General features: G+C 42.2%; 11 protein-coding genes. 6 read left to right on the top strand and 5 right to left on the bottom strand.

All coding sequences use genetic code 11. The features are described 5' to 3' along the window. Positions 1-2 precede the first annotated feature (2 nt). Together kdpB and kdpA are read right to left on the bottom strand one after the other, a co-directional pair. Complete coding sequence (kdpB, locus tag NOS7107_RS05865; protein WP_015112063.1) at positions 3-2135, bottom strand: potassium-transporting ATPase subunit KdpB; 2133 nt, start codon at positions 2133-2135, stop codon at positions 3-5. 84 nt (positions 2136-2219) lie between these two features. Then, positions 2220-3965, bottom strand: coding sequence for a potassium-transporting ATPase subunit KdpA (gene kdpA, locus NOS7107_RS05860; RefSeq protein ID WP_015112062.1), 1746 nt, complete (start codon positions 3963-3965; stop codon positions 2220-2222). A gap of 271 nt (positions 3966-4236) precedes the next feature. Here kdpA and NOS7107_RS05855 point away from each other — a divergent pair, with 271 nt between their 5' ends. Beyond that, the gene (locus tag NOS7107_RS05855; RefSeq protein WP_015112061.1) at positions 4237-5358 is read left to right on the top strand and encodes a sensor histidine kinase KdpD; all 1122 of its coding nucleotides are present in this window, start codon (positions 4237-4239) and stop codon (positions 5356-5358) included. A gap of 111 nt (positions 5359-5469) precedes the next feature. Beyond that, entirely contained in the window at positions 5470-6141 is a 672-nt protein-coding gene (locus NOS7107_RS05850) for a response regulator transcription factor (RefSeq protein WP_015112060.1), read from the top strand. 19 nt (positions 6142-6160) lie between these two features. Here the strand turns inward: NOS7107_RS05850 and NOS7107_RS05845 are convergent, their stop codons facing one another. Then, complete coding sequence (locus NOS7107_RS05845) at positions 6161-7003, bottom strand: methyltransferase domain-containing protein (protein ID WP_015112059.1); 843 nt, start codon at positions 7001-7003, stop codon at positions 6161-6163. Between the two features lie 151 nt (positions 7004-7154). Between NOS7107_RS05845 and NOS7107_RS05840 the strand changes: the two genes are divergently transcribed. The 3 genes from NOS7107_RS05840 (at position 7155) to NOS7107_RS05830 (ending at position 10016) form a co-directional block, all read left to right on the top strand. Continuing rightward, positions 7155-8489 (top strand): TrkH family potassium uptake protein, encoded by a 1335-nt coding sequence (locus tag NOS7107_RS05840; RefSeq protein WP_015112058.1) that lies wholly within the window; start codon positions 7155-7157, stop codon positions 8487-8489. A gap of 363 nt (positions 8490-8852) precedes the next feature. Further along, entirely contained in the window at positions 8853-9548 is a 696-nt protein-coding gene (locus NOS7107_RS05835) for a TrkA family potassium uptake protein (RefSeq protein ID WP_015112057.1), read from the top strand. Between the two features lie 84 nt (positions 9549-9632). Then, positions 9633-10016, top strand: a complete 384-nt coding sequence (locus NOS7107_RS05830; RefSeq protein ID WP_015112056.1) for a DUF4346 domain-containing protein — start codon at positions 9633-9635, stop codon at positions 10014-10016. A 23-nt stretch (positions 10017-10039) separates the two neighbouring features. On the opposite strand, the gene NOS7107_RS27615 is transcribed toward NOS7107_RS05830, so the two are convergent. Both NOS7107_RS27615 and NOS7107_RS05815 read right to left on the bottom strand, forming a co-directional pair. Beyond that, positions 10040-10833 (bottom strand): IS5 family transposase gene (locus NOS7107_RS27615; protein ID WP_085999800.1). Its coding sequence is split into 2 segments (ribosomal slippage): positions 10040-10494 and positions 10494-10833, totalling 795 coding nucleotides; the frame shifts between segments, so codons are not numbered across the junction. Positions 10834-11007: 174 nt separating this feature from the next. After that, positions 11008-11748 (bottom strand): YgcG family protein, encoded by a 741-nt coding sequence (locus tag NOS7107_RS05815; RefSeq protein WP_015112055.1) that lies wholly within the window; start codon positions 11746-11748, stop codon positions 11008-11010. Between the two features lie 313 nt (positions 11749-12061). On the opposite strand from NOS7107_RS05815, the gene NOS7107_RS05810 reads away from it, so the two are divergent. Next, positions 12062-13252, top strand: a complete 1191-nt coding sequence (locus NOS7107_RS05810; protein WP_015112054.1) for an MFS transporter — start codon at positions 12062-12064, stop codon at positions 13250-13252. Positions 13253-13346: the final 94 nt, after the last annotated feature.

Below are 13346 nucleotides of genomic sequence, written 5' to 3'. Positions count from 1 at the left end.
AATTAAGATAAAGGTAAAATCACATCAATCAATTTAATGGCAATAAAAGGTGCAACAATCCCGCCCAAACCATAAATAAAAATGTTACGTTTTAATAGTTGATCTGCCGTCAGCGGACGGAATTTTACTCCAGTTAGTGCTAAAGGAATGAGTACCGGAATAATCAAAGCGTTGTAAATTAGGGCTGAGATAATTGCCGACTGGGCGCTTTTCAGTCCCATAATATTTAGTGCGCCAATTCCTGCTGCTGCAAAGATAGTGGGAATAATTGCGAAATACTTAGCAATATCGTTAGCAATAGAAAAAGTAGTTAATGCCCCACGGGTAATGAGTAACTGTTTACCAATAGTCACCAAATCAATTAACTTGGTGGGGTCAGAATCTAAATCCACCATGTTAGCGGCTTCTTTAGCAGCTTGTGTCCCGGAGTTCATGGCTAAACCCACGTTGGCTTGAGCTAATGCTGGTGCATCATTGGTACCATCTCCAGTCATCGCTACTAACTTACCTTGAGATTGTTCAGCGCGAATTACACCAATTTTGTCTTCTGGTGTGGCTTCAGCGATAAAATCATCAACACCAGCTTCCTGAGCAATGACACCAGCCGTAATGCGGTTATCACCTGTGAGCATAATTGTCTTAACACCCATCCGTCGGAGTTGGTCAAATCTTTCGCTTAAACCTGGTTTGACAATATCTTTGAGATAGATAACCCCGAAAATTTGGTCATCTTGACAAACGGCTAAGGGTGTACCCCCTAACCGCGAAACTCGCTCGTAGGCTGCATCAACATCACTAGCAATATGGCCTCCACGAGAGCGAACAAAACTTTTAATTGCATCTACCGCCCCTTTACGGACTTGCTTACCGTTGGGGAGATTTGTCCCACTCATCCGGGTTTTGGCAGAAAATTCTACACCTTCTGCTTGGTTGATATTGAAATCTAAACCAACGTGATAAGTCTCTGCCAGTTTGACAATTGATCTACCTTCGGGTGTTTCATCAAATACACTGCCAGCATAGGCAACTCTGGCGACATCTTCGATGGTGTAACTATTGACAGGGATGAACTCATCCGCCATCCGGTTGCCCAAGGTGATTGTGCCTGTTTTATCTAGCACCAGGGTATTGATATCACCACAGGCTTCAACGGCGCGTCCAGAGGTGGCAATCACGTTAAACTGAGCCACTCTATCCATCCCCGCAATGCCGATCGCACTTAATAAACCACCGATAGTTGTTGGTATCAAAGCGACTAACAATGAAATCAAAATAGCAACACTTGCACCTGCCCTTAAACTATTTCCGGCTTCTGTTCCGAATACAGTACTGATAAAGTTAGCAATATAGTTGACAAAGGGCGGCATAGTTGCAACAACAATTAAAAATACTTGTGTCAGTACTGCTAACAAGACTGTCAGGGCTATTTCATTTGGTGTCTTGCTGCGTTCTGCTCCTTCCACCAAAGAAATCATGCGATCGATAAAGCCTTTACCAGGATCAGCTGTAATCCGAATTGTCAATTCATCTGAGAGTAAGCGTGTACCGCCTGTAACGGAACTGGCAATATCTGTACCTGGTTGTTTGAGTACTGGGGCTGATTCTCCGGTAATTGCCGATTCATCTACAGAACCAATCCCTTGAATCACTTCGCCATCGGCGGGAATCATGTTATTGGCTACTACTTTGACTAAATCCCCGCGTCGCAGTTCTGTAGAATTGACTTTTTGAATTGAACCATCGGGGAGAATCTTACTGGCAATGGTATCAGAACGGGTGGAGCGTAAGGAATCAGCCTGGGCTTTACCTCGTCCTTCGGCCACGGCTTCGGCAAAGTTGGCAAATACCACTGTGAAAAAGAGAATGAATGTAATTAACCCGTTTAATAAGCGTTGTTGATTAACATCTGCTTGAATAGTGCCGAATAAATTGGGGTCAAGGGTGACGAGGAAGGTAACAATTGTGCCTACCCAAACGATAAACATGACTGGGTTTTTGACAGCTATTTTCGGATTCAGCTTGACAAATGAATCCTTAATGGCTCTTTGATAGAGTCCCCGCATATCTGTTTTGGGGGTATGTCTGCGGGAGTCACGGGTTCCTTGAGGTAGACGAGGTGTTGTGTTGGTTTTCATATAAAGAGAGAATTGTTTCACGCAGAGACGCGGAGGCGCAAAGGAGAGGAGAAAGGAATGTTCAATCCAAAATCCAAAATTGGGTTAGCCGATACCTTTGGCTATCCAGAAGGCTTCGCCGATGGGGCCGAAGGCCAGGACGGGGAAGAATGTGAGTGCGCCGAGAATTAAAATTACGCCTGCGGTTACGCCTGTAAATAGTCCGGTGTCGGTGCGTAATGTGCCGACTGTGAAGGGGACTTGGGGTTTGCGAGACATACTATCGGCGAGTAAGAGTAAGCCGATGATGGGGATATAGCGTCCGGCGAGGAGGCTGAAGCAAGTACTGAGGTTCCACCAGAGGGCAGTTGCGGTGGTTTTTGCGCCTGCTGCAATAGCAATGGGTGATGGTTGGGAGTCACCTAAGCCTTCAAAGCCTGAGCCGTTGTTAGCCGCAGCCGAAGCATATTCATAAAGGACTTGGGCAAAGCCATGAAAGCCGGGGTTGCTGATGCCTGCTAGTTGGTCGGGGAAGGCTAAAGCAATACCAGCGGGAATCATAATGGAGATGGGGTGAACTAAGAGAATCAAGAAACTCGCTAGTACTACCTCACGCTTTTCGATTTTGCGTCCGAGAAATTCTGGTGTGCGTCCTACCATTAAGCCTGTGACGAATACTGCCAAAATCAGGTAGGCAAATAAATAAGCTGTGCCTGTACCTTGTCCACCCCAGATGATTTGTAAAAACATATTGGAGAGGGTGACAAAACCACCGTTGGGCATGAAGGAGTCGTGTAAACTGTTGACTGCACCGCACATGGTTCCAGTGGTACTGACGGCAAATAAGGCTGATTGCGCCCAACCAAACCGGACTTCTTTACCTTCTAGATTGGGTTGGGTACTACCTAAGAGTGCGTTGACTGCTGGGTTGCCGTTATATTCACCAATGGCGGTGATGATAATAAATGTGATGTAGATTACGCCCACCATACCGTAGACTAACCAGGCTTGCTTGGTGTTGTTAGCAAACAAGCCGTAGGTATAAATCAAGGATGTGGGAATTGACAACATCGCCACAATTTGAATTAAGTTAGAAAACCCATTGGGATTTTCAAAGGGATGGGCTGAGTTGATGGCAAAAAAGCCGCCGCCGTTTTCTCCGAGTTGTTTGATAATTTCAAAATGGGCAACAGGGCCGCGTGCGATCGCCTGACTAATATTAGAATCTTCTAAAGTCGGGAATACAACTGGCCCTGCCAATGTTTCGGGAACACCAGCCGCCATCAAGGCAATTCCACCAACAATACAAATAGGTAACAAAACTCGCGTAATTGAGCGAATTAAATCAACATAAAAGTTACCTAATGGTCTCCCAGTTAACCCACGAATAAACGCAATTCCCACCGCTAACCCAGTGGCGGCTGAGGTGAACATGTGATAACCAAGTCCCCACATTTGACTGGCGTAACTCAGATAGGTTTCACCAGAATAATGTTGTTGGTTGGTGTTAGTAATAAAGGAAATTGTTGTGTGTAAGGCTGTATCCCAAGTTGGTGCAGGAATTTTTGTCGGGTTAAAGGGCAGCCATCCTTGATTCATGATAATCAAGAATATCAGCAAACCCATGACTAAATTACTGTAGAGAATGGCTCTGGCATATTGCCAGCCTGTCATTTCTGCTTTAGTTTGTACTCCAACTAAAGAGTAAAGTATTCTTTCAATTGGGTTGAGAATTGGGTCGAAAAATGTGCGTTGTTCTTGATACACACGCGCCATATATCGCCCGAAAAATGGAGTTATTGCTACTAAAATGAGTAGCGTTAGTCCAATTTGAATCCATCCTTGGAGCATAAATATTGGTTATTGAGACAGTTTGCAATTACTTGGATTAATTTAGATCATCGATTTTTTATGAAGAAAAAACAAGGGTTGGAGGATATAAATTTATACGTGTTTTTGATATATACAGCGTTTATTTTTTCTATATCTAGCGTTTAGTTAGCTGCTAAACGCCGAGTTGACATAACAAATCATATCCCCGACCTCTTAAAGAAGTCGGGGATCTAAATCTCTAGGCTTTTAGTATATTAAATATAATTTAAGAGAATATTAACTAAATTAAATGAGGTTACTTACCAAAAAAATTCTAGCTAATAACTCACGATTAGGCAGACTTATTGTCATATTATGTTTGTTTTCTGCTGTGATAGTGATGGAGTTTAAGACACCCACAGAATATGTGTTTGGATATCTTTATACAGGTGCAATCTTATTAACAAACTACTGGTTTGGGGGGATGGCAACTTTTCAGGCGACTGTAGTTGCAGTGTGCTTAACGCTGTTGAATCTGGTTGTACCAGGGGATGAATTAGTTAAGATATCCACTGTAGCCAGCCGATTAATTGCAGTGATGGCGTTGATTGTGACTGGTATTTTAAGCGATCGCCTGCGTCGTTCTCAAGAGGCGATCGCCCTAACTCGCGCTAAGTTAGAATCTCAAGAGGAGTTAGTTAAGGTACGGGAAGATTTTGCTTCCACTCTTACCCATGATTTAAAAACACCGTTACTAGGGGCGATTGAAACCATCAAAGCTTTTCAACAAGAAAAATTTGGCCCAGTTCTACCAACGCAGCAACAAGTTTTGTCTACAATGGCACGTAGTCACCAAACTTCCCTACAACTGGTAGAAACGCTTTTAGATGTTTATCGCAATGATATTGAAGGTTTAAGGCTAGATTTAGCACCAGTAGATTTAACTGTTTTGGCAGAGGAAGCGGCTGGTGATTTGATGGAATTAGCGGTGAATCGTCGTGTTCATCTGTCGGTAAGTTATGGTGATTCTGATTGGCGACAATCGTTGTGGGTGCATGGTGATGCGCTGCAACTGCAAAGAGTGTTTCATAATCTTTTAGTGAATGCGATTAATCATTCTCGGCGTGGTGGAAAGGTGGAAGTTTTTTTAGAACCGCAAACTTCTTATCAAGTAGTGAAAATTTTAGATACGGGTGCAGGCATTCAGCCAGAACAATTTTCTCACTTATTTGAAAGATTTTATCAAGGTCATAGCGATGCCTGTGGCGGGTTTTACCAACGCCAAGCCAAAGGTTCAGGCTTGGGGCTTTATTTATCTCGGCAAATTATTGAAGCCCACGGGGGTATAATCTGGGCAGAAAACAAAGTGCCGAGTGGTGCTGTGTTTGCTTTTAAACTACCTGTTTATCCACATTTTGCGCCTAGCGACTGAAGTCGCGGCTACACAGACAAAACCCGCCTGCGCGGGTTCAAAGCCTTTGATTCTAAGTTAGTCGGTATATGAGCCTGTCAAAGTGTTCCTTGTTTCCTTTACCTGTGTGCAATGTCTTCTAACCCCATCAAAATTTTGTTAGTTGAAGATGATGAACTTTTTCGCTTAGGTTTGCAAGTACGATTGCAGCAAGAACCTGGGTTAGAAATTATTGCTGAGACTGAAGATGGTGAAACAGCTATTGAGTTAGTCAAAGAACATCCTCTAGATATTGTGCTGTTAGATGTGGGTTTACCGGGAATTGGTGGAATTGAAACTTGTAGACAAATTAAGCAGCAAAATCCTCTATTGCCAATTTTAATTCTCACCTCCCATTGGCAAAAGCCTTTAATTTCGCAGTTGATAGAAGCAGGCGCTCAAGGTTATTGCCTGAAAGGCATTGCGGCGGAAAAATTAGTATTAGCATTGCGTTCTGTGGCGGCTGGGGCTTCTTGGTGGGATGCAACTGCAACTAGAGAAATTCGCTCTTCGTTTGCGTCTGAACCGTCGCCTCAATTAGATAATATCTCCAAGCTTACCAATCCCTTAACTGGGCGCGAACAAGAAATTCTTTTGCTGTTAGCAGCTGGCAAAACCAATCAAGAAATCGCGCATACACTATATATTGCACCGGGAACAGTGCGAGTTCATATTCATGCAATTTTACAGAAATTAGAGGTAAGCGATCGCACCCAAGCTGTGATGATGGCTTTACAAAAAGGATTAATTCAACAGAATAATTAACCTTATTGGTTTATGACGGCTATTTATTCCCGCACACCAACCCAAACTTAATTAACCCACGTTCATAACCGCGGCTCATTAACCCCAGTGCTAAGGCTCCTTGAATGGTACTCCAGCCAGAACGCAACAAGCCAAAAATCGCGCCTGGAGTAACTGCGGAATCAATAACTATATTCCAGAATGGCGCGACAGCAACTGACCAATCAGCAGTGCGGATATTTTTTAATGGTAGTTGATGGGCGATCGCTTCATACTCTGGCAACGAAATCACATAAGGCAAACAATACACGCGGTAAATATCTTGCAAATGCTTTTGTTCATCTGCTGTTAATGGCGTTTCATTCGTCGGTCGATGACACCAAGTCGCCATAATTAAAGTCCCACCCGGTTTTAATACGCGATAACATTCTTGCAAAAACTGGGTTTTATCGGGCATGTGTTCGCCACTTTCCAGCGACCAAACTAAGTCAAAAGTATCATCTGCAAAAGGCATTGCTTGAGCATTAGCTACTAAAAACTTACTTCTTAGATGTAACAACATTTCTTGGGCGCGTTCTGTCGCTCTGGCGGCTTGCACAGGACTTAAAGTAATACCTGTAGCCCTAGCATGAAACTTTTCAGCCAAGTATAAAGAACTACCACCAATACCACAACCCACATCCAAAATGTTAGTTGCTGTTTTGACATCTGCCCAATGAAGTATTTCTTCAATTAAATCAATTTGTGCCTGACGGCGCTCTTTTTTTTGCGTGCCATCTGCACCGTAGAAACCGTGGTGCATGTGTTCGCCCCAAACTTCTTCCCATAAACCAGAAGAAGCATCGTAAAACTGCTGAATTTGCTGATATAGTGTTGTACTCATAAAACAAATAGTGTTAAGACAAGACAGAGTTTAAATAAACATACTGGTAGGCTACCATGTGTGTTTTTAATTAAATCAGGATGTTTTTCTTTTCCAGGAAGAATCTATGGTGTAGACCCTACCTGGAATAATTTAGAGGCTCTACTTTAATATGACTGTTTCGCGGACAATTTGCTTGGGATTTTTGGCTGTCATAGCTGTCGGGACGATGTTGTTGATGCTGCCGATTTCAACTAGCGACGGTAGTTGGAATAATTTAGTTGTGGCATTATTCACCTCAACATCTGCCGTTTGTGTGACGGGCTTATCAGTAGTTGATCCTGGGACTTATTTTTCTTTTTGGGGTCAGTTGTTTATTGTCCTGTTAGCTCAAATTGGTGGGTTGGGCTATATGACAACCACTACCTTTTTAATTTTGCTCATTGGGCGCAGATTTGACATGCGCCAAAAAATGGCAATTCAACAAGCATTAGATAGGCCAGGAATGCAAGGTAGCGCCCAAGTAATTCGCTCAATTATTGCCACGACTTTAATTTTTGAAATTACAGGCGTATTTCTACTTTTGCCTGCTTTCGTGCCGAAATATGGTTGGTCACAAGGACTGTGGTTAGCAATTTTTCATAGTGTTAATGCTTGGAATAATGCAGGTTTTAGTTTATTTAAAGATAGCTTAATTGGTTATCAAACATCTGGGTTAGTTGTTTTCACAGTGACTACATTAATTATTTTTGGCGGCATTGGCTATCAAGTAATTTTAGAAATGTATCTTTGGTTGCGCGATCGCCTACTCAAAAAAAACACCTGTGTAGTATTTTCTTTAGATTTTAAAGTTGCCACTAGTACAACTATCATCCTTTTAGTCGTCGGGACAATTGCTTTTTTCTGTATAGAATTTAGAAATCCAGAGACTTTTGGCGACCTAAATATTGGCGGTCAATTCTTAGTAGCTTGGTTCCAATCTGTGACTCCGCGAACTGCCGGATTTAATACTATTGATATTAGCAAAATGACCACTGCTGGTCTATTTATTACCATAGCGCTGATGTTTATTGGTGCTAGTCCTGGTGGTACAGGCGGGGGGATGAAAACTACAACTTTGCGAGTTCTTACTAGTTGCACAAAAGCAATTCTTCAAGGTAAAGAAGATGTTTTATTGTATGACCGAAAGATAGCCATAAATTTAATTTTGAAAGCAGTTGGTGTTTTAGTTGGGTCTGTAGCTACTGTAGTTTTGGCAACTATTCTCATCTCCTTAACAGATCCAAAATTAGATTTTATTCAAATTTTATTTGAAATAGTATCTGCTTTTGCTACTGTTGGTCTTTCTACAGGTATTACAAGCAGTGTTTCTACCGCAGCCAAGCTCATTTTAATTCTGACGATGTATATAGGTAGAGTTGGAGTTTTACTACTCATGTCAGCCGTTCTTGGTGATCCTCGTCCCACCAGAATTCACTATCCTGAAGAAAATTTATTGGTAGGATAATCTAGTAAAAACCTAGAACCTTAAGTTAAGTCGGTGTGAATATTTATCACTAGGACAAGGCAGGAGGTGAAGCAGTGCGATCTTTCTTCTCCCAAAGGGAGAGGCTAACGCCCGCCGTAGGATGCCCAAAGGGCTGTAGGGGGTTTCCCCCATGAGCAACTGCTGAACCCGAAGGGCAGAAGGCAGAAGGCAGGAGTGAAGATGACAAAAACTTACTGGTGAGATAACCGCACTTAGTATCAATGCCATTAACTTAAACTGATAAAATATGAAACACTAGGCAAAAAATAAAAATTGTTACTTTGAGTTAGATTTAAGTATTTTTTGTTCTAAATCCAGGGAGCCTTAACAAGGATAGCAACTGTGAATCTTGCATCACTAGGGTTTTTTCGCAGTTTACGTAAAGATAACAACCAATTTGCCATTATTGGTTTAGGTCGTTTTGGTCGTTCTGTCAGTTCAACACTGCATAATTTAGGTTATCAAGTACTAGCCACAGATATTGATGAAAAAAGAGTTTCAGAAGCCTTGACAGAACAAATAGTTGGTCACGCTTTGCAACTAGATTCAACTGAACCTGCTGCGCTGAGAGAGGCCGGAATTTTTGAATTTGATACGGTAATTGTCGCCATTGGTAATTACATTCAAGAAAGTATTATTACCACTCTCAATGTCAAAGAAGGTGGTGTACCGCACGTTGTGGCTAAAGCATCTAGTGAAGTTCACCGCAAGTTGTTAAAAAAAGTCGGCGCAGACCACGTTGTTTTTCCAGAATACGAAGCTGGTTGTGCTTTAGCGCGTACTCTCACCAAACCATCTATATTAGACAGATTTGACCTCGACCCAGATCACAGTATTGTTGAGATGATTGTCCCAGATGAATTTCATGGTAAGACTATCACAGAAATTCAACTGCGGAATCGTTATGGTTTAAATTTGTTGGCTGTGAGTCAAGAGGGTAAATTTGCCATTAATCCAGAACCTAATAGGCGCTTAGAACGTGGTTCAGCAATGGTGGTAATTGGCTGCAACAAAGATATTAATCGCTTACCGATTTAATGTTCATACTGAGGAAAATAAGAACTACACTTAAGTATATGGTGTAAAAACCCTGAAGAAAGAATTTTGTTTTTGATAGTGGTTATGGATTTAATAGTTCAAGATTTAGCGGCAATTGATGATAGACTTTCTCAGCGTCATATTGACCTTGACCCGGCTGGATATTTCATCGTCTATTTAGATAGAGGCGAGGGATTAATCTATGCCAAGCATTTTACTAATGTAATTGATGAGCATGGTTTAGCCGTAGATCCAGAAACAGGCAAAGTAATTCCTGCACGGGGTAAGGTGGAAAGAACTTATACAACAGTTTTTAGTGGGAGAACCGCCAAGGAACTCAGTATCAAAATTTTTGAACAAACTCAAACCTGTCCAGTCACACAGTTAGACCATGCAGCTTATTTAGGACGAGAATTTGTCCGCGCTGAGATGGCTTTAGTGACGGGACAAGAGTATGTTCAAGACTAAGAGACTATTTATAAAGTAAATCTTTAGACGACAAGACGACGCAACATAATCCGAGTCATAACAGCATATATAGCAGCTTCACTCATTTCGGGTAGGCGCTCATAATCTTTGCTGAGACGATGATATTGGTTAAACCACCCAAATGTTCTTTCGACTACCCAACGTTTCGGTAAAACCTGAAATTCTGACTCGGTACGCCGTATGACTTCAACATGAGCTTGGATCATCAACCAAACACAAAGAGCAAACTTATCACCGTCATAACCGGAATCAACCCATAAAACTTCAACTTTCTCAAGTAATTCAGGACGCTCCTCTAACAATTCCATCAAAGCATAGGCAGCAAGCACTCGCTCTGGGGCATTTGCTTCACTTACAACCACTTTCAACAATAATCCCAGGCTATCAACCAAAGTCTGTCGCTTTCGCCCTTTTACCTTTTTACCGCCATCAAAACCGTACACATCCCCCTTTTTTGGTCAGTTTTAACTGACTGACTGTCTGCGGCGAGGGCGCTGGGTTGTGTTGATTTACCTAATTTTAAGCGAACCTGACCGCGTAATGAATGGTTTAATTTTTCCCATACCCCTTTGCGCTGCCATTTGCGGTAGTAGTTGTATACAGTTGAGCTGGGCGGGAAGTCTCCCGGAAGCATATTCCATTGGCATCCTGTCTTCAGGTGATAGTAGATAGCGTTGCATACCTCCCGCATATCAGTTGTGCGCGGGTGTCCTCCTTCTTTCGCTGGTGGAATCAAGGGGGCTAGGATTTCCCACTCCATATCTGTTAAGTCTGTGGGGTAAGACTTTCGCGCCATACCTAACTATGTAAATACACTACGTTTAATGTATCTTATCGTTGTCATAACTCTTTTCTTTTCGCTTTTAGATTTACTTTATAAATAGCCTCTAAAATAAAAAAAGTATGAAGTCTGAAATTTTCACACTTCATACTACCTTGCGGGAACGCCAAGGGCGAACAGACTTTACAATTAGCCGTTAGATGGTGGCTGTGGCTGATTTACTTGATAGATGTAGTAAGTCGCCATCGGGATAACGGTTGCAGCAATTACCAGTCCTATCACCCAAGCCGTAGCATTACCTTTGTCGGTGTCTTCCGCTTTTGTGAAAGTACCTTCTACCTGAACGTTCTCAGTAATTTTTGGTGGGCCTGGGTCTGGTTCACCAGAGAGAACTGTAACGAGGCGATCGCCTGCATCCAAAAATGCCTGATTATATTTGTTACCATCCCGTAATGGTGCAGCTAAGGTTTCTGTAGCTACACTATCGGCAATAGAATCAGTTAGCAAAGCCTTGACTTGATCACCGCTAATAATAGCCGTGTTGTTAGTAACAGTATCTAGCACCAACAAAGTTTGATTAGCTTGTGCTTCTTTTGTGGGAAACCATTTTTCAAAAAGCCCTTGAGTAAAGCTTTCTGGTGTTTCCCCATAATCTAAACGGCGAATGGTGACAAATCGCACTTCATTGCCAGTTTTCTTCGCCAAATCTTCAAAGGCACTACTAATCTTACCTTCGTTGATGCGACTAATCACTTCACCTTGGTCTACAACCCAGTCACCACCGGGGGTTAAGTTGGGAATTTGATACACACCAGTCGCTAACGCCGGGTTAGCCAAAAGTGATGCACCGAGAATAGTTGCCAGTATTGGTGTCAGCAGCCAAATGATGTATGTTTTAATGCCAAATACTGTTCTGAGGAACTGTTTCATTGGATTGATCCTAAGACAGACTAGCACCAAAAATACTACACAATCAATGACAAAATCATCCTGTTGAGTAATTTATCTATGTAAAAAATTGCCAGTAGGAAATAAATAATTTAGTAATTTTGCAACTTTAAGGCTAAATTCAAATGTTTACAGCGAACTTTGCCAACTATTACAGAACTTTATGATATAACCGAAATTCTGTCTTAGCTGCTACAACCAGCAATTTCTCCAAAACAGGGTTGTTTTTTTCAAATTCAAATCTAGCAATGAAGGCAGAATTCTCTAAAGTAGCAATTTGAATAGATACAAGAGTATGGCACAGAAATCAGCCGCCTTGAAGTTTGTGATTTTACTTGGTTTTGTTAGTCTCTGTGCTGATGCCACTTATGAAGGGGCGCGTAGTATTACGGGGGCTTATTTACAGGTTTTGGGAGCAAGCGGTACTGTGGTAGGCTTGGTAGCGGGGTTTGGAGAACTCATTGGTTATGGTTTGCGCCTAGCTATTGGTTATCTCAGCGACCAGACTCGCAAGTATTGGGGTATTACAACGTTAGGATTTATTTTGAACACTGCCGTTGTACCATTACTAGCCTTTGCTGGGAGATGGGAAGTAGCCGCAGGTTTGATGATGGCAGAACGCACAGGTAAAGCCGTGCGGACTCCCCCGCGAGATGCACTCTTGTCTCATGGTGTGAGTCAAATTGGTAGAGGTTTTGGCTTTGGTTTGCATGAAGCAATGGATCAAACCGGTGCTGTGATGGGGCCTTTAGCGGTAGCAGCAATGATTTATTTCCAAGGAGAGTATCGCAATGCCTTCACAATTTTGATTGTACCTGCGGTGTTGGGATTGATTGTGTTATTGGTTTTGCAATTTTTGTATCCCAACCCCAGCGATTTAGAAATTGAAACTGAGATTAATCAAGAAGACGGAATACCGCGAACTTTTTGGATTTATCTGGGTGCAGTGGCGATTATTGCGGCTGGTTATGCAGATTTTCCCTTAATTGCTTTTCATTTCCAAAAAGGAAATATTGCTTCCGGTCAAACAATTCCTTTATTTTATGCCTTGGCAATGGGCGTTGATGCCGTAGCTGCACTGATATTTGGCTATTTATTTGACCGCGTAGGTATTTCGATTTTGATGGTTGCGGCGTTTATTTCCTCCTTTTTCGCACCATTGGTATTTTTAGGCAATACCCAATTAGCACTGTTAGGTATAGCATTGTGGGGTATTGGGATGGGGGCGCAAGAGTCAATTTTAAAAGCTGCGATCGCCGGACTCGTCCCCAAACACAAACGCGCCACAGCTTATGGTATCTTTAGTACTGGCTATGGTTTAGCGTGGTTTTTAGGCAGTACTTTAATGGGTGTTTTGTATGATCGCTCCATCACCTTATTAGTAGTATTTTCGACTGCAACTCAATTACTCGCAATTCCCTTCTTTGCTTGGGTGCAATTGCAAGCGAATAAATCTCAACCAGAGTTAACAGATAAACCTGTTTAACAGTGACCAGTAAAATTAAAAGGCGTTATGCTGCAAACACAATGCTTTTTTGATTGTTGTACTGTTGCTTCCATTTCCTCCTAATTCTCTCAAC

This window comes from Nostoc sp. PCC 7107 (assembly GCF_000316625.1).
Taxonomy (GTDB): domain Bacteria; phylum Cyanobacteriota; class Cyanobacteriia; order Cyanobacteriales; family Nostocaceae; genus Nostoc_B.
This window is presented reverse-complemented; position numbering and strand designations above follow the sequence as displayed.

Bases quoted from the DNA above. Each gene is read 5' to 3' on its own strand.
- kdpA (WP_015112062.1), bottom strand. From the start codon at position 3,965: ATGCTCCAAGGATGGATTCAAATTGGACTAACGCTACTCATTTTAGTA.
- NOS7107_RS05830 (WP_015112056.1), top strand. From the start codon at position 9,633: ATGGATTTAATAGTTCAAGATTTAGCGGCAATTGATGATAGACTTTCT.
- NOS7107_RS05855 (WP_015112061.1), top strand. From the start codon at position 4,237: ATGAGGTTACTTACCAAAAAAATTCTAGCTAATAACTCACGATTAGGC.
- NOS7107_RS05840 (WP_015112058.1), top strand. From the start codon at position 7,155: ATGACTGTTTCGCGGACAATTTGCTTGGGATTTTTGGCTGTCATAGCT.
- NOS7107_RS05850 (WP_015112060.1), top strand. From the start codon at position 5,470: ATGTCTTCTAACCCCATCAAAATTTTGTTAGTTGAAGATGATGAACTT.
- NOS7107_RS05845 (WP_015112059.1), bottom strand. From the start codon at position 7,003: ATGAGTACAACACTATATCAGCAAATTCAGCAGTTTTACGATGCTTCT.
- NOS7107_RS05815 (WP_015112055.1), bottom strand. From the start codon at position 11,748: ATGAAACAGTTCCTCAGAACAGTATTTGGCATTAAAACATACATCATT.
- kdpB (WP_015112063.1), bottom strand. From the start codon at position 2,135: ATGAAAACCAACACAACACCTCGTCTACCTCAAGGAACCCGTGACTCC.
- NOS7107_RS05810 (WP_015112054.1), top strand. From the start codon at position 12,062: ATGGCACAGAAATCAGCCGCCTTGAAGTTTGTGATTTTACTTGGTTTT.